This window comes from Brevibacillus fortis (assembly GCF_003013395.1).
Classification (GTDB): Bacteria; Bacillota; Bacilli; order Brevibacillales; family Brevibacillaceae; genus Brevibacillus; species Brevibacillus fortis.
Genome location: NZ_PXZM01000024.1, coordinates 22,573 through 48,103, shown reverse-complemented (window position 1 = coordinate 48,103; position 25,531 = coordinate 22,573). Strand labels below are relative to the sequence as shown.

Below are 25,531 nucleotides of genomic sequence, written 5' to 3'. Positions count from 1 at the left end.
ACGCTTGCCTTCCTCACTCCCATTTGCCCATGATTCAATTGGGTTACCGTAGCGGCAATCCATTTTTCGATTTGTATGCACACAACATAGCCTTTTTTCTTGCTATTTCTTGTATGGTGTTGTGCGAATTTACTATCGAAAAATTAATTTGCCACACGTAACCCTCCGTTCCTGATAAGTTGTGCTCATCCTACCACATACTTTTTCAGCTGTCAACGATTGGCAGTTTCAATGGTAGTTCGTATCCCTGTTTCCGCAAAAATCGTCTCAACGTCTCGGGTATACTGCAGCTCAACGACTTGATCGCATGCCAGCTTGGAAAGAATCTGATCATGCGTGATGATGACGACCGTTTTGCCTGCTTGGGCCAGCTTTTTCACCCATGCGGCCACCTTTAGCACTCCGTCTCCGTCAAGTCCGCTGGTCGGTTCATCCAGCACAATCAACTCTGCATCAGAGCAATAAGCGGCTGCCATCGTGACCCGCTGCTTCTCTCCACCGGATAATGACGCAGGATGACGATCGCGAAGCTCGCGTAAACCGAAAGCATCCATCGCCTCATACGCCTTTTCGCGGAGCTCTTCATTCAGGATTTTTCCCAACACGATTTCGTTTCCGACACTGTCTGCGTAGAGCTGGTAGTCCGCATCCTGCATGACCAAATAGCTCGCAGCTCGTCTTTTGCTCGCGGACAGTGAACAACCTTGGCGGACAATCATTCCTTTTCGCTCACGAAGAAGACCGCATAAAATTTTGCACAGCGTCGTCTTACCCGTACCGTTCTCTCCGGTCAGCGCTGTTACACTCCCCTGCGGAAGCGAGATATTGATATCGGTGATTCCGTCGTTTTTCTTTTTGTAAAAATAGCTAAGCTCTCTTCCCTCGAACATGAATTCGGACGTCTCTGGCTGCTCCCGTTTTCTCGTCGTCTCGGGAAGAGTCATGTCAGGATGACGCAAACCATACGCACGCACGTCATCATGAGACAGCTGGCAAAACTCGTCCTTCGTCCACGTATGTGCAATTTTTCCATTCTCCATGCAGACAAACAAATCGACAACGGGTAAAAAAGGGACAAGCCGATGCTCGCTGATGAGCAGGGTGGTGCCGTTTTGTTTGAGCTTGCTCAGAATTTCAATCAGGTTTTGCGTAGAGGAAACGTCCAGATTCGCAGTAGGCTCATCCAGCAAGAGAAGTGGCGGTGTCAAAACGGATGCGGCCGCTATCGCCACCCGTTGCTTTTGCCCGCTGGACAGCTTATGTAAAGAGGTATCGAGCAAGTGGGATATCCCCAGCTGGCTCGCCTGCCTATCCATCCGGCTTCGAATCTCGTCCGGTGCCATGCCGATGTTTTCCGCAGAAAACGCCAGTTCATCCCGAACGGTTTCCATAAAAAATTGGCTGCGGGGATCTTGAAATACGACGCCCATTAACCGGGTACGTTCCTCCGGCAGCATGCTCACAGGACTTTTGCCACCAACGCTTACATCACCTGTGAGACGTCCGGCATAAAAATTCGGTGCAAGACCATTGACCAGCCTCATAATTGTACTCTTGCCGCAGCCTGATCGCCCACATAGCACGATACACTGTCCAGCCTTTACAGATAAGCTTATATTTTTCACGCCGGTCTCCGTGTCATGTCCCCCATCTTCCTGTCCATAATGAAACGTGACATCGTTCAGCTCAATCATGAGATCATCCCTCCCGTCCAGTAAATTGCCGAGCCTATCAGTGCATACACCCCTACTACGATGCCATCCGTGATCTTGAAGCCAACTGGATAGATAGAGGTCCGGGCGTTTGTGCACTCGATGCCGCGGAGCTCAGCGGACGACGCCAGTTCTGACGACAACTTCAGGCACCGGACGACCAACGGCATAAAAAAACATTCATAGGCCATGGCTGGATGCTTCAGTACACTGTACCAATGCGGAAAAATCCCTCTGGCGCGGATACCGTCACGAATCGCCTTCATTTCCATAATGACCACGGGGAAAAAACGGATCAAAATGCAAATCATCACCAAAATCGGTTTGGGCACAAACATCTTTTCAAAGGCACTCATGATACTGCCTGGTGGCGTATAAATCAGAGCCGTCCCGATCATAATGACAGGCATCATTCTTACCATGGTGTAAATGATGAGCTTCATCGTTCCCAATGACAGCGCATTCGGCATAAAAAACACAAATGCCATGCACACGCAATAGAACACAACCAGTTGAAACGCCTTTCTGGACAGGTGATTCCATACCAAGTACACTACACTTAGTGCCACCAAAAAATGCACCTGCATATCATCACGAACGGTCATGGCCAAGATGCTCGCTATAACCAGCACCAATAGATGCGTTCTGGGACCGAGCCGCCGCGTACGAGATGTTTCTTTTTCATAGGCTTCTTCCTTCATCCGACAAACACCCCTACAACCGAGATCACACACAACCTTATCAAGGGGACAAGGAGCAATGCAGCAATCCCCCTTACAAATCGTAATGATAATGATGATCATAACCTCTAGCAATACGACTGGTAGACATACGTCTTTTCGTGGTATGTTTTCGTCCGATCACGGCATGGGTGGTGACAATAATGAAAGATATTTTGACAGAACTACATACGCCGTGTTTATTGCAATGCGGCTTTTACCCTGACGACGACCACGGTCCATACAATCGCGAGGGCGCTTGCTTTTCTGTTTTGCCAGAGAAAGGGCACGGGCGCTACTGGACTTATACGCGCGACAACCTGTTTTCGATTTCGATCCAAGATTTCGTCTTTTACGAGGATTTATTTCTGGAGTTCCAGCAACCCAAGTACCTGAGCTTCAATTATTACGATTCCGTCTCTGGAGAAGAATTCAACCCGTATAAACGATTGTCATGCGGCTGCATCCGCGTCCATATCGGCTATAACAATCTGTATCGGGCCACCTATCGCAAAAACATTCCCATTCGCTCAACGGCTATCGAAATCATGCCGGAGTATTACGAGGATTATTTGAAAAGCAAATATCCAGTAGAGTATAAGGACCTGCGCTCGTCCTTTATTACTGTAGATGGAATGACGAATTTCTCCGAGCTTGTTTTCTTGCTCCGACAGATACGGAATTTTCAAGGAACGGGGATTGCCGCAAAGCTGTACTATGAGGGAAAAGTCGCAGAAGCAGTATCGCTGATCGTGGAAAAGGCCAAAGCACACAAAAAAACGTATCCAACCAAAAGCATATCCCAGCAGGATTTGGACGGACTGACAGCTGTGACCGCCTACATTGACGATCACTTTTCCTCCGAAATACACTTGGAGGACCTCGCCCGAATCGCCTGCATGGGACTCACCAAGCTGAAATGCACCTTCAAGCAAGCTTACCAATGCACCATTACAGAATATATCCAAAACAAGCGCATGAATCACGCTGAGCAACTGCTTACCAGCACCGATTTACACATCAATCAGATTGCACATATCGTGGGCTACCACAACTCCAGTCGCTTCTCGGAGCTGTTTCGCAAAAGCACCGGGCTGTTGCCTAACGAATACCGGAGATTCACTGTTACAACCAGATAGCATCCTATTAAAAAGCTGTAGCCGATGATGTGGCTACAGCTTCTTTGTGTTGTTTGTGCTTATCATTTTTCTTCTTTGGCAACGAAAAGCAGTTTTCGCAGACGCTCATCCCGCAGCCACAATCCGCCCCACATCAAAATCGCGAGGTAGACGGCAAACAGCGTATGCGTAAAAAGAGGTGCATCTACACGGATTTGGGTAGCAATGACCCCGCCGAAAAATCCGGTCAACAAAAGTGCGCCCAAAACTGCTGTTCGGGGAATGGCATACAACACGGTTGAAACAAGGGCGAGAATTCCAATCAGGCCAATGTGATGCTCCGCATAGCCGAGTACGAGAGTTCCCTCTACGACAGGAGCAGGCTGGATGAGTTTGAATACGCCGTCAAAAAGCATAAAAAGAATGACAAGTCCGCTCATAATCCGTGCTATCCAAAGACGAGTTTTTGAAATTTGACTCCGCATGGGTACCCCACCTTTCATTTTTTCCTAAGCAGATCGTAGCACAATCAAGGCGGCAACATTTCTTTTGTATTGCTCTTTTAAGGGACTGTCTTTTTCAAAAAACGAAAAAACCTTCTCAAATGAGAAGGTTCTGAATTCGTATAAACGATTAAACCGGAAGCGTCACTCTGTAACCTGGTTGGTTCTTTGGATGATTTTGATTCACGAACACACCACGGTCATTTTTCAACACGATTACTTCAAAGAATGGACGGAAACGATCTTCCGAAATACCAAACGCAGTCAAGAACTTGCCAAACAGCTCTTGCTCTTCACGCTCAGGTTGGCCATCTGCCAGGGAGGAATCGATCAGGTTAACCAGGATGCACATTTTTTGAGCATCTGTAAGCAATGGAGTTACTTCGCTCAGGAATTTCTCGATGGAGTTATTGCGTGTATATTTCATTGCGTTTTCGAGCAACTGTCTGTTATTAGCACCTACACCAATCACGCCGTTGCTTTCTTCCCCGCCCAATACTGCGAGCAATTGACCGATTTCTTCGTGGTCCATTTCTCCATCTGATTTCATCATGTAGAGCAAGGAACATGCGAATCCAAAATGAGGGGTCATTTCTTCCCCTTTGTCCGTCTTAAACATATCAAACAAGCCCACGCAAAATACCTCCTATGTATGCCAAGATAGTATAATTTTACTATCATCTGGATAATGTTAGCAACAGTTGCCCGGGTAACCATTTTTTCGGTCAATAATGAAAGGAAGTGCCAGCCTGCGCCGACACTTCCTTTTCTATCTCTTATTTCAATTGTTGTACGTTATAGCCTTTTGCTTTCAGTTGATCGATAACCATGCCTTTCATCGAGAAGTGGGCAGCCCCGACCACGACAAAAGAAGTAGTTTCTCCTTCTTTCTCCAACACTTCTGCCAGTTTAATAGCCATGTTTTTGTCCCGCTCACCGAGAAGGCGCTGATTCACTTCGCCTTCACCGAAATCGCCATGCGTCGTCATGATCTGGGTGAAGCCAGCCAGATCGCCTTCTACCCATTCTGTCTGCATGTCTTTTAATAGTTTTGTGCTTTCATCCAGTCCTTTTTCAGCCAACACGCTATCTAGCATGATATTCAATTCTTTCTCCTGCTGCTCTGCCGGTACACCTGACAACAAATCCGCTTGCAGCTTAATGCCTTCCAGCTCGTTGATCGGCTTGTCATCCAGCATCGCCTTCGTCAGGAAGTACCTGTCGATGCCGGATAGCATTGCGAACTGAACATCCGTTTCTCCATCTACGTAGCCAAGCGTTGGCACAGACAACGAAACAGCAAATGGCTTGTAGGCGTCAAAAGAATTGGCTGGCAGTTGCAGCTTTGCAAGCAATTTTTGCACCTTTTGGTACGTCTCAGCGGATACATGATCCTTCAGTGTGGTGCCATCCGTGTATACCATTTTTTGTGTCAAATACTCATTGTCACCGTTGATAATATCGGCTTCCACCCACAGTTCATCCGACTCTTCATACGCTTCCCGGATGTCTTTTTGCATCGGATACATTTCTGCGATCCCCATGTGAATCGAGCCAAGCAAGTACATGGTATTTTTGCCATTGGTCACTTTCCACATGAGACCTTCGGCACCGCCGCCCACCGTATCGTATGCGAACTCGACCAGTCGGCTTGCCATCACCGTCGCTTGTTCAACCGTACTTGGCTGATTCAGCTCGAGACCTGCGCTTGTCCCTTTGACCAAGCCTTTTTTCTTCATGTAGTCAATCGGGTTGTCCCCGGTCATTTCGAATACTGCTGGCAATTCGTAGTTCGCCAAAAGTTTGTACAACGAAATAATGACTGCTTCTCTCGTAATGACCTTATCAGTCGTAAAGGACAAGGAAGCGTTCTTTTTCTTTAGTCCGAGAAGATCCAGCTTTTTCGCTGTTCCTTTCATCAAGGTATTAAACTTGTCAGCAGGAATCGATTGCTGAAAAGAAGCATCTTCATACCACGCCAGTGGAAAAATTCCGTATTTCTCCCCTTCGTTCAACGTTGTTACCGACCAAGGGCTAATTGCGGGAGCTACAGGAGTCTGCCCGTGTACAGGAAACACATACCCTAGCAAAAGCGCCAAACTGAGTGCACCTGTACCCGCCAAGCGAGTCAGTTTGCTCCAACGTTTGTTTAGTTTCATGAAACTTTCTCCTCTCGATTCTAAGCTGAATGATTCTATGCCATACCGCCTTAGTGGTAGATTATACCACAATTTTCTGGAAGAGTAACCGAATGATAGAAAAGAATAGAAAAAACAACCTTTTTCAGTATACATAAAAAGCATCGACACTGATCATCGACGCTTTCCCTATGAATCCCGTAAGTTATCGATTCGGTTTGGTCAAATACAGACGCATGGTTAACGGAGCAAATATGACAATCAACAGCAGACATACTCCGATCCCGGCCAAAACATCAGACAGATTTGCGGTTCCCCCCATCCATTTGGGCATGGTGGAAGAATCTACGAAGATCGTGCTGGCAAAAAGCAACGGGTATACAAAAAACATACTTGAACCCGATACTGTCTCCGGTCGCTTTGCCAATATACCAATCATGGAAAAAATCCAGCTCACGCTAAAGGCGAAGAAAATGATATACAAAATAGCGAGTACCGCACCGACTATGCCGCCTTCTGGGCGAAACCCGAGCAGCACCCCTGTCCCAAAGGCGACGAGTATGGCAATCGTATAGCGCGAGCCATCTGTCAGCAATGGACCTATGACAGACGCTGGCTGCCAAAAGGGCATGGTACGAAAACGGTTATACACGCCCTTTGCAATATCCTGGCAGATGGTCGTCCCGCTATAGACTGTCATCGGAATGATCGTCAACACAAGAACACCTGGCAGAAAAAACTGGAGATACGCTGCGGTAGAACCAGCGATGGCTCCTCCGAACAAATAAGTAAAAATAAGCAACGTAATCACAGGTGAGAGGATAGCGTCCATACAAAATGTGAAAAGGTTGTTCTGTGTGCTTTGCCATGTGCGCCACATAAAGATGCGGATCGCTGCAAAGGTACTGAGCGTATTACTTGCGTTCATGAGAATACCTCCTTCTTTTCCCCATGAGTCAGTGCCAAAAACACTTCTTCTAGGCTCGGGTCACTCAGAGAAAAATGCTCGATGGAAACATCATTAGCCAGAAGCATCCCGATTGCTTGGTTTGCCAGACTTGCTTCTTTTACTGGGATTCTAAAAACGTGTGGGTTATCTTGATCCGAAAAAATGGGCAACTGAAGAGACTCTGCTATCAGGCCGCTTACCTGTTCCTTGTTTTTATGCTCGGTCACTCGGATCGATAATGTCTTTCCTCCCACCGAGGCCTTCAACTGCTCAGGTGTCCCTTCCGCAATAATTACTCCTTTATCGATCACCGCGATCCGGTCTGCTAATTGATCGGCTTCTTCGAGATATTGGGTCGTTAATAGCACAGTGGTACCTGATTTCAAAAGCGTACGGACGACTTCTCATACTTGTTGCCGACTTTGCGGGTCGAGACCCGTGGTTGGCTCATCCAGAAAAATGAGCTCAGGCTGTGTGAGGACACTAGCGGCGATATCTAACCGTCGCCGCATTCCACCAGAATAGTTTTCTACCATACGATCCATGGCATCTGATAGCCCAAAAGTATCAAGCAGCTCGCTTGCTTTTGTACGGGCTTCCCTCGCAGAGTAGTCAAACAATCTGCCAATCAGGATTAAGTTTTGCAATCCGGTTAATCCTTCATCCAGCGCCGCAAACTGTCCCGTCAGGCTTATTTTCTTGCGCACAGCCTGCGCGTTTTTCACAATATCGTATCCGGCAATCAACACTGTTCCTCCATCCGGTGCAAGGAGCGTAGAAAGCATATGGATGGTTGTCGTTTTTCCAGCGCCATTCGGGCCGAGCAAAGCGAACAGCTCACCTTTTTTTACATGCAGGTCGATACCTTTGACCACCTCATGATCCCCGAACGATTTCCTGAGGCTCGTGACTTCAATTGCGTATGACATGGTGGTCACTCCTTATACAAAATAGCTTTTATGTTCGGATGCCCATTCGGCAAACGTTCTTGCAGGCTTTCCCGTCACTTGCTCCACCGTGGACAAGACCGTGTAGCCCACTTCAGGTGGATTTTTGCCCATGGCTACGAAAAATTCGATATCTCCCTCTTCGTAACCCTGATCTCTCCAATTCTGTCGCGCCTGCTCCTCCGTAAGCTCTTCAAACCGTATTTCTTTACCTATAATTTTCGAAATTATCTGAACTGATTCGATACGTGTAATCGCTTCTGGGCCAGTAAGAAAATAACTTTGCCCATGGTGTCCCGATTCAAGCAATGCCACCGCAGAAACACTCGCGATATCGGCTTCGTGTACTTTGGCGCTTAAAGCATGGCCAAAAGGCTCTCGCACGCCCCCCTCTAAACGAATCGATTCCTGCCAGTCGATAATCGCATTGGACATGAATTCCACAGGCTTCAGGAGAGTCCATTCCATCCCACTGTTTGCCAGTGCTTCTTCCACAGGCCCTTCGGTGTCGCTCACTAATACGGACACGCGCTTCACACCAGCTCTTTCCGCCATTTCGACTACCTTCGGATCGGTTTGAAAGGTGTAGCTAGAAGCAATTAAGTGCAGAGCCGTTACACCTTGCAGCGCCGCTTCCAAGCTTTCCGGGATAGCAAGGTCTCCTGCCACAACCTCTACTCCTGCGGGCAGATCGGCTTTTTCCGGATTTCGCGAAATGGCACGCACTTTGACTCCTTTTTTCAAAAGCTGATCCACGACATGTCTCCCTACCGTACCTGTTCCACCCGTCACTAAAATCGTCATTTTGTACGTCCTCCTCAAATTATTGATAGCGTTGCTGAATCTCTTTAATCTCTTTTAATACATCTTCCTTTAAGTCGTCAGGTGAAATGATCTCCACCTTTGATCCATAACTTAATACGACTGACATCGCGTAGTCTCGTTTATAAAAAATTTTGTGCAAATCGATATGCGTACCGTGATGCGTGCATTCTCCCGGGAATTGTTCCACCACACGCAGCCCTACGGACGGATCAAAACGGAGATGCGCGAGTGTCCCTTCAAAGTCTTCCGTTTCTTCTTCGTCCTGGCTTGTCTGGTCTTTTCTTAGTTGAAAAATGACTTCTGTCACCTCAAGTGCGGTAATCCTGGAAAGGCGAAAGATTCGATTGGCCTGACGCCACAAGCAATACGCCTGGAGATACCACGCTCCACGCTCCCAAAATAGACGGAGCGGCTCTACTCGTCTTTCCGAGACCGTGCCTGATGCACTCCTATACGAGAAGCTCGTGACCCGATTTTGCTGGATCGCCTCTGAAAGCGGGTGAAGGGCGGTCTTCTCACCTTCTACCGTGCTCAGATTAAAAATGATCGATTCGTTATTTCCCCCATTCAGTAGAGCAGGCTGTAGACTGCCCAGCTTCTGAACAAGTGCGGTATATTTACCTCCGATAGCTCCTTCCGTGCTTTTTAAGAGATTGTAAATGACCGAGAAGTCTTTCACAGAGAAGTGCTGCTTCGTGAGGAAGAAACCTTCCATCAGCTCGAATCCACCATCTGCTCCCGTAAAAGAAACGACGGGAATGCCAGCTTGGTTAATTAACTCAACATCACGATAAATCGTTCGAACAGAGACCTCAAATCTGGCTGCAAGCTCTGTCGCCGTCACCCTTTTTTTCGTCATCAGCTCTATCGTGATGGCGAGTAATCGATCCAGTTTCATCTGTTTACACTCCTCATGTTCATCACCCATTCGGCAACTGTCCTCATCATAATGCACGAATCCTGACATCATGTGTGTCAGGATTAAAAAAACTCACCCTCTTATTTTACATGAGGGTGAGTCCTTTTTCGAAAACGCTACTTGATTGATGCTTCTTCAATTTCTTTAAACGCCCAATGACCATGCACGACATCCGGCCATCTTTGCGTGCCAGTCTGGTTTTGCGGCACGCGATTCAGCACGCGATTGAGAATCGTTACGGCTTCGGCACGAGTCAGCGCTTTCTCTGGCTGGAAGGTGCCGTCAGGATAACCTGCCATGTATCCTTTGGCAACAACCGCTGCAATGATTGGAGATGACCAGTGATCTCCCCTCACATCGAAAAAGGCAGTGCCCCCTCCTGCACCTTGTAAGGCCTTATACTTGTAAATGACCGCGGCTATTTCCGCTCGGGTAATGTTGGCCGATGGGCGGAATGTTCCATCTGGGTAGCCGCTCATCATGCCCACCGCACTTGCTTGATGAATCGGATTTTCTGCCCAGTAGTTGTCGGCTACATCCACGAACCTTCCCTTACTCGCAGATGATTGGCTAACCATCCCAGCGTTCAGTAAAATGGCAGCCATCTCTGCACGTGTCACCGTGCGATCCGGTTGAAACGTTCCGTCTGGATAGCCATTGATATAACCACGTTGGCTCTTACTGTTTTTATTGGTTGTAGGTCGATCCTCTTTCTTATCTGTAGGGCTACCGCCAGTGAAAAAGCTGTTTGTCGGCGTGGTATAGGAACTTTTTTTACGGTCTCTGTCCCTGTCCCGATCCCGATCTCGATCATCGTCATCCTCTAGATCTCTCCATGCTTTTTTCAAATCGAACAGGGCGTCGTCTACCTCAGACTGTGTAGCATGTGGATCGTCGATGACATCCCACGCCTGTTCGAGCGCATCTTCCAAATCACGCCAGCTCGATCTGGTGTAGTCGTCTTCATCCAAGTCTCTGTCCTCGATATCCTCCACTTTGGCTTTCAGCTCTCTTTTATAGACCGCGGTATCTTGTCTCTTCAAATCTTGTCTCGCTTTTATCAATTTCTCAAGGGCAACATCTACAACAATCTGGCTTGCATGCGGATCATCCAGTACAAAGTAGGCCTGCCCGAGTCTGTTCTGCAACTCCTTCCAGCTGGCCCTGGTGTAATCTTTTTCTCGCAGCTTTTCCACTGCAATGTCCTCTACTTTCGTTTGCAGCTTACGCTTGTCGACTGTGCCTTCCTGCTTCGTCAGCCCTTCTCTTGCTATTACTAACACGGACAAGGCACCATCGATTTCTGCTTGGGTGACATTTGGCTTCGTCAGTACGGCTTTTGCAGCATCCAACGCGTACACCAGCTTGCTCCAGCTGTCGGGCGTATATTTTTCCTGGATTAAATTCTCTGCGGTAATATCATTGACTTTTCCTTGTAAGTGACGAAGATCTACAGTAGATTCTACCGCGGCAGGTGTTTCCTCTGTACTTGCTGCTTGGCTCACGGGCACGAATATGGATGCTTGGAAGATCAAGCAAAAGAGGCTAAAGAAAACAAGACTCGTTACTGCTTTTGGAAAACGTCCCAACTCCCATCCTCCGTTCTTTACGATGATCTATCCGACCATCTATTTTCCAACCATTGACATTATATGATGAAGACCGATAAGAGGATTCATATTTTTAGAGGAGGAAGCAACTATCCAAAAACAAAGCAAAAAACCAAGTAGCCAATCGAACAGCTTCTTGGTTTTTTGTTTTCTGATGCTAAGCGGAAATAGGTTTTTCGGGAGGTTGCTTTGTCTTACCGGAGAATGAAAAATTCGTCCACATACGCAATAGTCGTTCCACTGGGCCATAACGGAATCGTTTTAGATACAGCGGGCTTATGAAAAGCTGTCCCACATAAATCACGATCGCTAATCCGCATCCAGCCAATACCCCGATCTTTCCGAACCATCCGAGTCCATAGCCATAGAAGATCGTCGTACAAATGACAGTTTGCAAAAGGTAATTCGTTAAGGAAAGTTTACCAACCGCTTGAAACCTTGGCAGCCAAGTGGATTCCGTGCTTCTGGAAAAGAACCAAACGAAGGCGAAAATGTAACCAATGGCAAGGATGGTCCCCCCCGATATCTCACCGACGCCACTCCACCAAGTTCCTGGTAGATACACATGTACTGCTTTTAACAAAAGCCCCGTTGGCAAGAAGATCAGCATGTTTCGAAGATACGAGGTTCGTTCTTCCTCTGGCTTCTCGAACCACCTGCGCTTCGCCGCATACATCCCAAAAAGGAACATGGGTGCACTCATAAGCGGCGTGATCAACAGTAAAACAACTATCATGTATTCCGGCAAGCCAAGCGGATCTTCACTGCTTCTATGATGAACAATCTCCGCGTATGTGCCCGTGCCATAGACGGTCATTGTTTTGACGACATACGCTTCCATACGAGCAGAGTCGGTAATACTCGCAGGATCAGGATCATTCGGATCATCTGGAATAAGACCCATTAAGCTGATGAGGCATAGTAAGACAATCCCCCAAACGAGCAACGTCTTCGGTTTGCGGTTCATGAACAGCAACAAAAAGAAGCCCATCATGCCATAAAACCCCAAGATATCCCCTTCCCACAGGAAGTACGAATGAAGGAGACCAAGTCCGATCAACATCAAAAACCTGCGGGCAAGGTAGCGTTTTTGCCTCAACCCTTTGGCAGCCAAGCTTTGCTGCATCTTAATCATACTAAAGCCAAACATGAAGGTAAAAATCGGCATAAAGCTGCCTTCCACGAATAATTTCACAAGCTTAAAAACAGTCATTTCGTAATCGGGGAGGGCGTATAAATCCATTTCTTGGCTTCCCCAAATCCCATACTGGAAAATCAGCATATTCGCCATCAAAATCCCTACTAAACTAAATCCCCGCAAGCCATCGATGATACGAACGCGGTTTTGCTCCATGACAATCACCTCATGCCTGATTGTAACGAGCTAAGCTTAATGGCTTCTAAAGGGTACCTTACCGTTACCTTAAATTTACATTCATCGTGGCTTGCGTATGGTGGACGATCAGGAGAACCTCAACCGATCAAATATCGCGACGAATGTTTTGGCGATGTTTCTGACATCATCCATTCCATGATGACACTGCTTGTTACATTTCTCGTCTGCACCCAATATTGATCTCATCTGCACCCGATATTGATTTCTCTATTCTATGATATGGCTATCTTGTAAGAAGGAGTTATTGCGTATGAAATTGGTACAACGATGGGTAAGTATTTTTCTGTCAGCGGCGATACTATCAACCCTCGTCGCCTGTGGTGCGGCCGACGACAAGGGGCAGACTCAGCTCGCTACGACACAGGCGCCTGCAGGCAGTGTTCAGGAATTGTTCGGCAGTAGCTTGTTCGTAGGCGACTCCATTATCGGAGGACTGACGAACGATGACCTGATGCCTGAAGCGAACGTTATGGGGGGATTGGGCGCAACGGTCCAATCTACACTGGACAACGTCGAAGAGATCACGAGCCGCAAACCGTCGCATGTGTTCCTGTCAATGGGGCAGAACGATCTCGGGGAACCGCTAGAGGAAGCGAAGAAGACATTCATACAGAAATACACTCGGCTGGTCGATCGTATAAGGGAACTCCTGCCGACGGCCCGCGTCTACATGCTGTCGATTACGCCGGTAGATGCTACATCACCGTTCGGTGCGTCCATGAACCCGCAGATTGAAACATTCAACGCAGCCCTGCAGAAAATGGCGAAGGAGAAGGGAATCGACTACATTGACCTTGCACCCATTTTCCGGCAGCACAAGATTCAATACGATGAAGACGGCTCTCATTTTACGAACGCATTCTACCCCATCCTGCTGGGCTATTTGAAAGAGCGAACGGATTTGGCCAATCAGTCGCGCGGTCCGGCGGTCACCGATACGAACGAAGCCTACAAAGCAGCGTTCAGGCACAGTGTTTTCCTGGGGGATTCCATCCTAGGGGCGTTGTCCTATCTGAACAAAGTGGATACATCGAATGTCATCGCCCCGAGCGGCGCGACGCTCTCTCTCGCTCTCATGAATGTCGAGAAACTCGCCAGCCGGGCACCGGAACATGTATTCATTCTGCTGGGCAGCAATGACATTCGGTTGTCGGACAAGCAGGAATTCGTCGAGCGCTATCGCCAGCTGATCGGCAGTATCCGGAACAAGCTGCCAAAGGCAAGGCTCCACGTCCTGTCGATCCCGCCAGTCGCCGAGGAAACCCTGAAGCAAGTGCCGCAGTATGCGAACATTACTGCCTTCAACCAAGCGCTTGAACAGTTGGCCGATGAAGTCAAAGTCGATTACGTGGACTTGTCACCCCTCTTCACCGCCAACAAAATCCAATACGCGGACAACGGCGTTCACTTCAAACCGCATTTCTATCCGTTGCTCCTGGACTACTTGAAGGGGCTTGGAAAGTAAGGAAATGGCCGGTTAGTTGGCAAGCGTCAAACAGCCCCCACCTTTTAACTAGCGTAGGGGCTGTGTATTTTAACATTTTACAAAGTGGTTCCTGTATCCTTCCGTGTTGATTTCCAAGGCATTTAGTTGTCCACCAGAATAGCCACACCCGCCATCTATTCCTATTTTATCACCTTCTGTTGAATACCAAATTTGATTGGGTTCTGGATTCGATATTATTCTAGAAGTTGGGGTGTGTCCAAATACTACAACTTTGTCAATGCCTGTTGGACTTTCTATAAAATCCTCACCTATCCAGACAAAATCGGAAGGTGTTGTTTCTCGCCAATTCCTTGGACGAACTCCTGCGTGTACAAAAATATGTCCTTCATCTTCAAAGTAATAAGGTAAATGATTTATAAAATCAATTTCTTCTTTGCGCTCTACTTTGAGTGTTCTTTTAACACGCTCTATTTCGTTAAAAACTGAATCATCAACACCTTGAAGAAAACTTTCTATTGAGTCCATACCACCCATTTTATGTAGAAAAAACAAATCAAAGGAAGGGTTCCGAGAGTCTAAAAATTCAATCAAAGAATATTCATGATTCCCCATTAAAGCAATTGCATCTTCCTCCTCCACCATTCTTTTTATCTCTGAAACAACTTTTAGAGATTCAGGTCCTCTACTTATATAATCTCCAATAAAAATAACTTGGTCCTGTATTGGCCTATAATTTATTTTTCCAGTAGCTGCTTAAGTACATGAAAATATCCATGGATATCACCAATAATAAGTTTCCGTTTCATAGCTACCTCCTTCCTGCTTACTCTTATTATCACATATTCATAAAAAAGGAAAACAACTACACGAACTAGCAAAAGGCTCGCCTCGCCGCCATCTGAAATCAAATTGCGCTGATTCTTTTTCCGAAAACTAGCAACAATTCTGTCGATTAAACGTACAACTCTTATAAGATACATCATTTACCAATGTAATCGAGGTGTTAACAAGCATGGAAACATCAATCTCAATTGTCACCTACCGCCCCGAGCTGGCCGCAGCGGTCGCAGATATGTGGAATGCCAGCCGAGATAGCTGGGGAGGCGGAAATTCGATTACGACAGCCGAACAAATCAGACAGGAAGAAGCAGCCTCTGATGCTATCACCGTCTACCTGGCGATGGAAGGTGAAACGGTCGTCGGCTATTGCAGCCTGGCAGAATATCGGGAAGATACCGGTGCCCTCTACATCCCGTTGCTCAATGTACGTCCCGACTATCATGGAAAGAAAGTCGGCCGGTTGCTGCTTTCATGCGCATTAGAAAAAACGATTGAGCTCGGCTGGCCGCGACTTGATCTGTATACGTGGGCAGGAAACACGAAGGCTGTTCCGTTGTATAAGAAGTTCGGCTTTTTCTGGGAAGACCGGGACGACGCCACTCATCTGATGAACATGATTCCTTCTGTGCTCCGTACCGAAGCAATTGCCCATTATTTTGAGGAGCTTGACTGGTATCAGGACTCCACGCGGGAGATCGTTGTAGAGCCGGATGGACGCAAGGAAAACGGCTTTGATTACTTCACATACTCTTGGGCAAAAGGAGAACAGAGCTTGCGTGTGGAGTTTGAGCGGCGCGGACGAGGCATGCGCCTCATCGAGACCGAGGATTATCTCGTGTCTGCCGAGGTGGAAAAGCTGGAGCTGGTCTTTGGACGGGAGTACCAGATTCACTACCGGATCGTCAACAAATCAGGCAAGCCGCTACAAATTTCGTTAAACGGGCAACCGAGCGACACAATCCGTTTTAATTATCAGCACGAGCTGGCTGTTACAGGTGAGACGACGCTCTCGGCAAGCTTTTTTGTCGATCCGATCACAGAAGAGCAAAGCATCTGGCGCACGCACCCGCGTGTCTGTACTCACCTGCTGATTAACGGCAAGGCAGCGCTGTTTGAAGTAGGAATTCTCCCGAAGTTTCCTGCTACCCTTTCCTTGCATGTACCTGGTCTTTCCTATCCGGGCCAGACAAAGTCGTTTTATTTGGACGTGGAAAACAGCTTTGCTGAAGAAGCGGAATTTTCATTCGAGTTGCCAGCCTGCTCATTTTTCGGATTGCAAGAGCACCGCCATATCCTGAAACTATCTGGCAAAGAGCGTATCTCGCTTCAGCTTAACGCTGACCTCTATGAACACGGCTTTTACGAAGCCAACGTACAGGTGGAGGCAAAGCTTGCGGATGGCAGATCGGTTTCTTTTACCAAAAAAATCGGAGCTGCCTTTACAGGGCTTGGTGCCATGGTGTCGGGGGAAACGGAACAGACTTGGCAAGTTCACCATGGCCGCCATATGCTCTATTTGAACAAAGAAGATAATGAGATGACCGTTGTCAGTGGGACAGGTGGGGAGCCAACCGAACTCCTCTATCCCAAGCTCGGCAAACCGTTTTCCAGCGAATTCTCGAAGAAACGTGCCGAGCAGGTTGAATTTATCACAGAAAAGGGAGCGATCGGTATACGTGTAACGTACCGCTCTGGTGCCTACCCGCAAATAGCGCTGGTTAGCAGTACGCTCCTATTCGGAGACGGCACGGTTGAACACGGACTGGAGATCGAAAACAGCTCTGCTGACAAGCTGGCTGCTGAGCTCTGGCTTACTCAAGGCTTTAGTCACAGTTTTCATCGCCCTATTGTGCCGTATCAAGGCCGTTATGTTGAAACACCATCCTCTTACGGTAGCGATATGGATTATTGGGATGCTGAGTTAGTCAGTGAAAACTGGCTGTTTACACAGGATGAAGCAGCCCCATGGGGAATGTGCTGGCCTCCTGAATACCGTTTTGATATTCAAGGCTGGTATGTAACACTTGAAACCAATCTCGGCATGCTTGCTCCACATGAAACAAAATCGTTCGGTCCCATTCACTTCTCGCATGGGAGCTATGCAGACTGGAAAGAGTTCCGCGCCTTTGCCCGTAAAGAACCACTGCCAGAAGACCTGATCTTGACCTCCCACCTTGAGTTGATTACCAATGGACAAAATCCGTTTGTCACAAGCAAGGAACTGGATGTGCAGGTGAAAGAATACAAGCAGCAGTATTTGGACGGAGAACTGATGGCATCCCTTTTGAGCGAGTCAGCTTCTGAACAAACGCAGAGCTTTACAGAAGAGGAAGAAGAGACAGAATCTGGCTTCTCCTTCATGACGCCGGAGAAACCAATTGACCTCGTGCAAGTAGAGGGGCGTTTTACCACGCATGTGTCGCATTTGCAGAGCGCGATTTTTCCAATCGGTCCAGGCAAGGTCATACAGGAACAAACAGTAGAAGAGGGACAGCAGGTCTATATAGCCGACAATGGAAGATTGCGGATCAAAGCCGCTCCGGATTTTGCTCCGACGCTCTACTCGCTCACCAACAATGGGCAGGAGTGGTTAGATAGCGCCTTCCCGGAACGGAAACCGAAATCTTGGTGGAATCCGTGGACAGGTGGAATCGGCAACTATATTGAGGAATTAAGCGCGTTTTCTCTGATTAAGGAAGAGCGTACTGCTTCCTTTGTCGAGCTAGTCGACAACAAGCAAAATAAGTGGCAGGGCATCAAGGTGAGCTACCATGTGAAATTGCAGGAGAAGTATCGCGGTTTGACTTGCCATCAGTATTACTTGCTGCTGCCAGGAGTACCTGTCCTCTGCCATACGGTAGAGATCGAGCAGAATACCGGAACGTACTTTGCTGGCAAAGAATTGTCCACGGACATCTTTTTGCACCCAGGAACTGAGGACGAGTCGGTATGGCTGAAAACCGTCGGTACGAATGGTGAGGAGCTCAGCTACAAGCTGGCACAAGGTGAATTGGATGTCCTTGAAGTTTCCGATTATGTCGTCGGGCGAGCTTCCAGTAAGGACCAGATGCACATCGTTACTGACCTCGATACAGCGGACCTCCAAGTATACGCAAACAAGGAAGTGGCGGTAGCTTCTGTCATACGCGAACTGAATTTGCCAAACAACAGCACTGCCTTTACTCCGCCTGTCTTTTTCTTGTTTGCCGACAACACGCTTCCGTCCAATGCCTTGTCTGACTTACGGGCGATACGCTTTGCCAAATGAGGGAGGGCATCACAATGAAAATCATTGATGCGCACATGCATTTATCCCATATCGAGGAATTCAAGCGGACGGCGGCAGAAAAGTCGTTTGTCGATTACTCCGTCGCTGGTCTCTTGCACGAGTATGCCGAGAATGGCGTGGTCCTAGGGATAGGCATGGGTTTGACAGAGACTCAGCCAGACGGCTTTCCCGATGTGGAAGCTGTCACTCCCATGGGACTAGACCTGACAGACGAGCTGCCGCCACAGTTCGTCTATTGCCTGGGAATCAACCCATTCAAGCTGGATGAAGCGGCAGTGGCACGCCTTGAGGCTGACCTGCAAAAGCCCAACGTAGTCGGGTTGAAAATCTATCTGGGCTACTATCCCTTCTACGCCTACGATAGCGTCTATGATCCCGTCTATGCGCTCGCTGCCAAATATCAGGTACCTGTCGTCTTTCACACCGGCGATACGTACTCGGAGCGTGGGCTCCTAAAATACTCCCACCCTCTCGCACTGGACGAGGTGGCGGTGAAGCATCGAGACGTAAATTTCATGATGGCCCATTTTGGCGATCCGTGGGTACTCGATGGGGCAGAAGTCGTTTATAAAAACCGAAATATGTTTGCAGATCTCTCCGGCTTAATGGTCGGTGACGCAGCCAATTGCAAGCGACTCGCGGAATCCCCTCTCTTCTTCTCCCATCTGCGCCACGCGATCACCTATTGTGATCATTACGACAAGTTTTTGTTCGGAACAGACTGGCCGTTGGCACCCGTGAAATCGTATATCCAGTTTGTACAGGAGCTAATCCCAGCGGAGTATCACGAGGATGTGTTTTACAAGACAGCATTGAAGGTGTTTCCCAAAATCAAGCCGTTGGTTGAGTAGACGATACAAATCCCATGTCTCTTCCTCTCGAAGAAACATGGGATTTTTCATTTGTTCAATAAAACTTCTTCTATCTACGACAAAAAACGACAGTTTTCGTATTATGATAGAATATGCGAGTTTGCTTATACAACGTCAGTATCGGACATTAATGGGGGAGGACATGTTTCCTTGAAGAAAAAAATTGCCTGGGTTACAGACAGCACCGCACTCATACCTGAACACATCTTGGAAGAGCATGACATCTACGTTGTTCCACTGGAGATTATCTTTGAAGATGGCACTTATGAAGACGGCATTGATTTAGCGCCTGAAGAGCTTTATCAGAAAATTGTGCAGGCCAATTATGCTCCCAAAACGTCGCAGCCTTCCATCGGAAAATTTGTGACGCTCTACGAACGATTAAAGGAAGAGTATGAGTGCGCGATTGCTGTCCACCTCTCCTCTGATCTGAGTGGAACCTACAATACAAGTGCAACGGCAGCCAAACTGGTAGAATTCCCTGTCGAGCTAGTAGATTCCAAGCTGATGTCGTACCCGATTACCTCGATTATCTTAAACGGAATCGAGCAGGCCAAAGAAGGAAAAAGCTATCAGGAGATTGCTGCTTCCTTGCGCGAGGAATACAAAAAGTATGAAAACTATATCCTGGTCGGCAGTCTCGACCAGTTTTACAAGGGCGGCCGAATGACCGGTTTGCAATATTTCATCGGCAATCTGCTTCAGATCAAGCCGATTTTCCAAATTAAAGATGGACTGTTTGGAGTATATGAAAAGGTTCGTACCGAAGGGAAAGCGGTCAAGCGCATGCTGGAGCAGCTAGAAAATGCGAAGCAGAATTACTCCGTGAAGCACGTGCAGATTTTGCATGGCAACGTCTTGGAAAAAGCGCTTGAGCTGAAAGAGAAAATTCAGAGCAAGTACTCCGATGTCGAGGTGTTGGTTGGACCGATCAGTTCCACGATTGGGGCGCATGCTGGGATGGGGACGCTGGCGTTGGCTTGGCGGAATGAGTAGAGATTGAAAGAGTTAGGAATAGAAAATTCGCTCGGGTATGGTAAAACGATACCTGAGCGAATTTTGAGTCTGTAAAATATTCTATATAAACTTCCTATTGTTTCCCAACAAGACCATAGTACAAGAGATGATCCAGATCTCGAAGCACTGATGGACTTGTATGTGTAAAGAACCCAGGTCGACCTAATGCTTCTTTAAATATTTGAATATAATGCAATATAGCTTCCAGCGAAATATGCTGGGCGATACAGCCCTCTTTTTTTCCTTCGTCAACCAGTCTCGTAAAAAAAGGGATCGTTCTGGTTTCGTAAAATTCCTCAACATATTCTTTCATACCTGCATCATCCATAAATGATTGTATCCAGTTTGTTTCCAAATTTTTAAAGGTTTCTCCTCGATCAAACATGATTTTCCCTAACTTTTCATGAAAAGAGATGTCCTCTCTCAATATCTCTTCGTATTCCTCTATCTTTTTCTCCATTACATGAAGGATCGTGTATCGAATCAGCTCGTCTTTGCTGCCAAAGTAATTATAAATGGATACGGGTGATACCTTAGCCTTTTTTGCTACTTCTGCTATACTGATCCTATTTGCGTCAAAAGCAAGGATCAATTCAAAAGTTACCTTTACGATCTGTTCTTTTTTCTTTTCTGTTCGTAGTTTGTATCCGTCCATGCTTTTCACCTCACTAGCACTATACTAAATGTTTTGTAATGAATCAAATCATTTTATTCAAAATAACATTGACGACGTTATTATCTGCGAATAAAATGAATTAAAAATAATGTTTCGTTACATTTCATTCAAAAGAGGTGCTCCCATGGAAGAACCAAATCAAATGGGTAACATTGCAACAGGGCAAAATTGCATCCCTGGTCCTCGATCGATATTAGGTTGGCGTATGAACATGCTTCGCTTTTTTCGTAATCCATTTACTTATTCTCGTTGGCTTTATGAGACTTATGGCAAGACCGTCGCAATGGGGCACGGAGATAATCCCTCCTACGTGTTTGCCTTTGGACCAGACCTAAACGAACAAATTCTTACGAACCCAGATCTTTTCAAAATCAGCTCTTCTCTCGTTAAGGTCCCTAAAGATTCTCTCATGGGTCGTATGTTTTACAACAACTTGCTAATGATGACCGGAGAGAAGCATAAGCAATATCGTCGTCTGATGCAACCAGCCTTTCATAGGCAACAAATCGTATCATACTGCAACGATATGGTTCAACTCACAAAGCAACTGAGTGATAGTTGGCTGGGGCTTTCTGAGATTGAGTTAAATCATGAAATGAAGAAATTGACACAACGGATTGCTGTCAAAACGCTCTTCGGATTATATAACGAAGCAGAGCTAGACCAGATGGGTCGATTGATTCACGAAATCACTAAATCTCCGTTGTTTGTTACGCTTGCACCCATCAACATTCCAGGAACACCTTTTCATCGAGCTTTGAATAGCGCCAAACAACTTGATGCACATATCCGAGTTATGATTGAAGAGAAACGAAAGAACCCAAATGCTGTAGATGTACTTTCATCTCTGATTCAGGCGCGCGATGAGGATGGCACCAAGTTAAGCGATGATGAATTGGTTGGTCACACTTTCAGCCTATATGTAGCAGGTCATGAGACAACAGCGAATGCCTTAACCTGGGCTTTCTTTCTACTTAGTCAACACCCAGATATACAGTCCAATCTTTTGGATGAGTTGGACGGGGTACTAGCTGGCAACGATCCGACTATTGAAAAGCTCAGCTCCTTGTCGATGCTGGATGGTGTGATAAAAGAGACTTTACGTCTGCTGCCGCCTGCTGGGATTGGAGTACGAATTACCTCCTCTTCTTGCCAGCTCGGAGGTTTTACGATCCCAAAAGATACCAATGTCTTCTTCAATCAAATGATTACCCATCGTTTGCCCGAGCTTTATGATCAAGCAGATCTCTTTAAACCGGAGCGCTGGCGCACCATCAAACGGACTGCTTACGAATATCTGCCATTTAGTGCTGGCGAACATATGTGTATGGGTTCAAATTTTGCCATACAAGAAATGAAAGTTGTTCTGGCAATACTCCTCAAGCGGTATCGTTTCTCTGTTGTTCCCAATGCCAAGATCTCACCCAATATGATGATGCGACCCGTTCACGGAATGCCTATGCGTATTGTTCCTCAAGACAGACAGTTCCAAAAAACTCCGGTTTGTGGAACCATCCATCAGTTGGTTGATTTTTAATGGTGAAACCATTCGCAGAGCGTGAAGAGGTTGCCTCATTGGCAACCTCCGTTTTGTATTGATTAAGATGATCTATATTGAATTCCCCACTAGACTTGCCTTAAGCAACCCACTTGCACTACTTGGCTCGTCTTTCAAGCACTGGTTATCGCCAAATACAAAAAAGTGATCTTTAGCCCTAGACACTGCGACATTCATCAAACTCTTGTTTGCATCCATAAAAAAGCAACCTTCGTTCCTTCCATACACGGTAGACATGAGAATGACATTTCGTTCTCCTCCTTGGAAAGTATGCACGGTACCGACGCTTATTTTCGAACGTAAATGGGGAGCCTGCTTTCCAATTTCTGTTTGGATGCAACGAACCTGTGCCTTAAACGGAGTAATGATTCCAAGTAAATTTCGCTCTGCTTCCTTTGGATATGCCGCCTGAATTTGTGCAAAATGATCGTTCAACCATTCAGCTATCTGGGCTGCCTCCCGTCGATTGTATCTGCTCGTTCCTTGCTTGCTAGAGTTTTCAGAGTCAATCTGTCGATATCCCATTTGAGGCCACTGTATTAAGGCTCGCCCTGCATGTTCCTTCCCTTTTCCTCGTTTCGGCTCCAAATTCCCTTTGTAGACCAGCTTGTTACAATAATCAATTATTTCGTTATAACAGCGACGATGCTCAGATAGAAACAATCCCCGCTCCTCATATTTTTGATAACGGCAGCTTTTGGCGGCCACTCTCATCACACTTGAGCCATATCCATTTAATCCACATAATTCTAATTGTTCATACCTGTCCAATTCATTAATCGCTCCACTGGAAAGTGCAAGTGCTTTATCCAATGCTCGATTTATGCTCCACACTGGCTCAATTTGATAGACATCCCCAACAACGATCGCTTTTTTTGCCAGTGCGAATGCACCTGCACCGATTTCTGGAGATACTTGCCCCGCTTCATCCACAATAAGCAAATCGATGTAGTTATACAGAAAAAAATTAGTTTGGTCGCCATATGCCAAGAATTGTTTCGGAAGCATGAAAAAAGTCATCACCAGACAAGGAGTAATCATTGCAAGTCGGTTATAGAATTTCTCCAAAACATTCTTAAAGGACTTCCCAACTTGCTTCTCGGTTAATGCATCTTCCCCGTTTGCCCACCGACATTCAAAATAATGAACGGCTAGCCAAAACTCTACATAACGAATCTTTTTATCTATCAAATCGTTCATCTTGTCGATTGAAACATCATATTTGCTTGCTTCGTTTTCATGCAATTCAATTCCATGTTGATTTAATCGCTTTAATTCGCTATCATACCGCTCGATCCATTTCTTTACAGCAGCTCGTTTCTTTTTGAGATCATCAAGCTCTCGAATACATTCAGTAAGACGAACGCTGTATATTTCTTTGATTTCGATTAGCTTCATAGTGCCTTGCAAGTAAGTCCACTCTTCTTCGTTCATGAATAGCGTGAACTCTGTTTGTACACGCTTCGAGCACCATCTAAAGAAAAATGGAATCTTTTTGTAACACCCTTCCCACTCCTTTACTCGCATGGGAATGTCTCGAATCGACTTTTGAAGCTGCTCGATTCCTTCCTCCAACAAATTGAGGTAGCTATCTATTCTCTCCCCCTTGCATTCAAATTGATTTAACTTGTCGCACAATACTAATAAGGCTTGTTTTCTCTCTTCAAAAAACAATAATTCTTCGTGTAGCCTTGTTTGGCAGTCAGCTAATTCTACATATTCTGTTTCGAAATATTTATTGCAACTTTGCAGTAGTTTGTTCTTTGATTTTTCGAGATTTTCTCTTGCTTCAACACTGGCAACAAAATGCTCTCCTCTAGAATTAGTGAATTGATAGCCATTATTTCGGGCTTCCTTTTCTTTTTGTCCCGATGGAAAATATGTAGCAAAACTAGTTACCCCTTCAATCCAACGTTCCTCTAGATTAGAAATTCCAACCCTACTTATGTTTCCAAATGAAGTGATTATATTCGTAACTGCTTGATTGTTCGTCGATGTCGCTACGATAAGCGGCGCTTTTTCTTTCTTTAATGCCCTTTTGACATACAGATCGGCAACGATGGATTGCAAAAGAGTCGTTTTCCCCGTACCCGGCGGCCCATTGACTGCCAGAATATCGCCGTCTCTCATGTGATTAAAATGATTAACTGCCTCTCTTTGCGAAGGAGATAAAGGAAACTCTCCCCCCATTTGACCAGCGTGCAGCTTCATATTCGACAGGCTATTCTCGATTAGGGAATCAAGATTTGCTGGCTTGGTTGAAATGAATCTTTCATATAGACCCTTGGGTAGATCATTTTCCAACAAATGGTTGTACAAATTCATGACATGATAGGTAGAATGTACAGTGTTATCAATAAAGAGGTACACATTACTCTCCAACTCAAGCGGCAAATCATCGCCTCCTCGATTTGGAATTTCGTTATGTTCGAATTTAGCCCCGGTAATAGACTCATAAAACGCTTTAAAAAATTCAACGTAATCGGACCAAGTCTTGAGTTGTTCTACTCGATCTACATGGTTACTAATAAATTGATCAACCTCATCCGCATAGCCAACAGACAACTTAGGCTCCACCATGGGCTGAAGGTACTCTCTTGGAAACCATGGCAGCTTCTTATCGCCGCTATCATACCTTAACTTTCCATCTCTATGAAGAATCGCTGGAATAAAAAATAGGCCAGTCAATTCTTCTATTTCTTCTTGAATCTTCACATATGCCTCAAAGACAGTTTTCACTGTTTTGGCGCAAATCAAGACATTGATGGTACCCTTTTGAGACGTGTTTTCTTCGTTTGCAAAGCCCTTGTTTGCTTCCAAAAAGATTTTATTACAGACGTCTGCTTCAATCTGTCCGTCGATAAGTTCAACTGGATTCACAATATAAAATGGGTCCACCTTAAAATCAATTCCAGTATGAGTATTCGCCGCGACTACACTCCTGAAATATCGTGTGATTTCTTTACCTTTTGCCCCCATATCATTCTCCTAATCCT

Annotated in this window: 19 protein-coding genes and 1 pseudogene; 6 read left to right on the top strand and 14 right to left on the bottom strand. The window is 46.3% G+C overall.

The window, feature by feature from the left end; genetic code table 11:
• Positions 1–212: 212 nt before the first annotated feature.
• Positions 213–1,694, bottom strand: coding sequence for an ABC transporter ATP-binding protein (locus C7R93_RS16285; protein ID WP_106839792.1), 1,482 nt, complete (start codon positions 1,692–1,694; stop codon positions 213–215).
• The gene (locus C7R93_RS16280) at positions 1,691–2,413 is read right to left on the bottom strand and encodes an energy-coupling factor transporter transmembrane component T (RefSeq protein WP_106839791.1); all 723 of its coding nucleotides are present in this window, start codon (positions 2,411–2,413) and stop codon (positions 1,691–1,693) included. The genes C7R93_RS16285 and C7R93_RS16280 overlap by 4 nt, the downstream gene beginning before the upstream one ends.
• A gap of 182 nt (positions 2,414–2,595) precedes the next feature.
• On the opposite strand from C7R93_RS16280, the gene C7R93_RS16275 reads away from it, so the two are divergent.
• Complete coding sequence (locus C7R93_RS16275) at positions 2,596–3,570, top strand: helix-turn-helix transcriptional regulator (protein ID WP_106839790.1); 975 nt, start codon at positions 2,596–2,598, stop codon at positions 3,568–3,570.
• 62 nt (positions 3,571–3,632) lie between these two features.
• Here the strand turns inward: C7R93_RS16275 and C7R93_RS16270 are convergent, their stop codons facing one another.
• The 9 genes and pseudogenes from C7R93_RS16270 to C7R93_RS16230 form a co-directional block, all read right to left on the bottom strand.
• Positions 3,633–4,034 carry a DoxX family protein gene (locus C7R93_RS16270; RefSeq protein ID WP_106839789.1) on the bottom strand — a complete coding sequence of 134 codons (402 nt, stop codon included), beginning with the start codon at positions 4,032–4,034 and terminating at the stop codon, positions 3,633–3,635.
• A gap of 148 nt (positions 4,035–4,182) precedes the next feature.
• Positions 4,183–4,686 carry a tellurite resistance TerB family protein gene (locus C7R93_RS16265; RefSeq protein ID WP_088906399.1) on the bottom strand — a complete coding sequence of 168 codons (504 nt, stop codon included), beginning with the start codon at positions 4,684–4,686 and terminating at the stop codon, positions 4,183–4,185.
• A gap of 142 nt (positions 4,687–4,828) precedes the next feature.
• Positions 4,829–6,211 (bottom strand): TraB/GumN family protein, encoded by a 1,383-nt coding sequence (locus C7R93_RS16260; protein ID WP_106839788.1) that lies wholly within the window; start codon positions 6,209–6,211, stop codon positions 4,829–4,831.
• Between the two features lie 184 nt (positions 6,212–6,395).
• Complete coding sequence (locus C7R93_RS16255) at positions 6,396–7,118, bottom strand: ABC transporter permease (RefSeq protein WP_106839787.1); 723 nt, start codon at positions 7,116–7,118, stop codon at positions 6,396–6,398.
• A pseudogene (locus tag C7R93_RS31165) lies at positions 7,115–8,068 on the bottom strand (ATP-binding cassette domain-containing protein). Before C7R93_RS31165 ends, C7R93_RS16255 begins: the two are co-directional and overlap by 4 nt.
• A 12-nt stretch (positions 8,069–8,080) precedes the next feature.
• Positions 8,081–8,890: an NAD(P)H-binding protein gene (locus C7R93_RS16245; RefSeq protein ID WP_106839786.1), complete on the bottom strand. Its 810-nt coding sequence runs from the start codon at positions 8,888–8,890 to the stop codon at positions 8,081–8,083.
• Positions 8,891–8,909: 19 nt separating this feature from the next.
• Positions 8,910–9,809, bottom strand: a complete 900-nt coding sequence (locus C7R93_RS16240) for a helix-turn-helix transcriptional regulator (protein WP_106839785.1) — start codon at positions 9,807–9,809, stop codon at positions 8,910–8,912.
• Positions 9,810–9,946: 137 nt separating this feature from the next.
• Positions 9,947–11,419 (bottom strand): S-layer homology domain-containing protein, encoded by a 1,473-nt coding sequence (locus C7R93_RS16235; RefSeq protein WP_106839784.1) that lies wholly within the window; start codon positions 11,417–11,419, stop codon positions 9,947–9,949.
• A gap of 178 nt (positions 11,420–11,597) precedes the next feature.
• Entirely contained in the window at positions 11,598–12,794 is a 1,197-nt protein-coding gene (locus C7R93_RS16230; protein WP_425266736.1) for a DUF418 domain-containing protein, read from the bottom strand.
• A 292-nt stretch (positions 12,795–13,086) separates the two neighbouring features.
• Here C7R93_RS16230 and C7R93_RS16225 point away from each other — a divergent pair, with 292 nt between their 5' ends.
• A complete protein-coding gene (locus C7R93_RS16225) occupies positions 13,087–14,301 on the top strand; it encodes a GDSL-type esterase/lipase family protein (protein ID WP_106839783.1) in 1,215 nt (404 codons plus the stop codon).
• Positions 14,302–14,370: 69 nt separating this feature from the next.
• Here the strand turns inward: C7R93_RS16225 and C7R93_RS16220 are convergent, their stop codons facing one another.
• Positions 14,371–14,991, bottom strand: a complete 621-nt coding sequence (locus C7R93_RS16220) for a metallophosphoesterase (protein WP_279629449.1) — start codon at positions 14,989–14,991, stop codon at positions 14,371–14,373.
• 304 nt (positions 14,992–15,295) lie between these two features.
• On the opposite strand from C7R93_RS16220, the gene C7R93_RS16210 reads away from it, so the two are divergent.
• The 3 genes from C7R93_RS16210 (at position 15,296) to C7R93_RS16200 (ending at position 20,280) form a co-directional block, all read left to right on the top strand.
• Positions 15,296–18,391, top strand: a complete 3,096-nt coding sequence (locus tag C7R93_RS16210; protein WP_106839780.1) for a GNAT family N-acetyltransferase — start codon at positions 15,296–15,298, stop codon at positions 18,389–18,391.
• Between the two features lie 14 nt (positions 18,392–18,405).
• On the top strand, positions 18,406–19,263 hold the full coding sequence (locus tag C7R93_RS16205; RefSeq protein ID WP_106839779.1) for an amidohydrolase family protein: 858 nt from the start codon (positions 18,406–18,408) through the stop codon (positions 19,261–19,263).
• 171 nt (positions 19,264–19,434) lie between these two features.
• A complete protein-coding gene (locus C7R93_RS16200; protein ID WP_106839778.1) occupies positions 19,435–20,280 on the top strand; it encodes a DegV family protein in 846 nt (281 codons plus the stop codon).
• Positions 20,281–20,374: 94 nt separating this feature from the next.
• On the opposite strand, the gene C7R93_RS16195 is transcribed toward C7R93_RS16200, so the two are convergent.
• Positions 20,375–20,956: a TetR/AcrR family transcriptional regulator gene (locus C7R93_RS16195; protein WP_106839777.1), complete on the bottom strand. Its 582-nt coding sequence runs from the start codon at positions 20,954–20,956 to the stop codon at positions 20,375–20,377.
• A gap of 145 nt (positions 20,957–21,101) precedes the next feature.
• Here C7R93_RS16195 and C7R93_RS16190 point away from each other — a divergent pair, with 145 nt between their 5' ends.
• On the top strand, positions 21,102–22,514 hold the full coding sequence (locus tag C7R93_RS16190; protein ID WP_106839776.1) for a cytochrome P450: 1,413 nt from the start codon (positions 21,102–21,104) through the stop codon (positions 22,512–22,514).
• A 72-nt stretch (positions 22,515–22,586) separates the two neighbouring features.
• Here C7R93_RS16190 and C7R93_RS16185 read toward each other — a convergent pair whose 3' ends face one another.
• Entirely contained in the window at positions 22,587–25,514 is a 2,928-nt protein-coding gene (locus C7R93_RS16185; RefSeq protein ID WP_106839775.1) for a DEAD/DEAH box helicase, read from the bottom strand.
• Positions 25,515–25,531 lie beyond the last annotated feature (17 nt).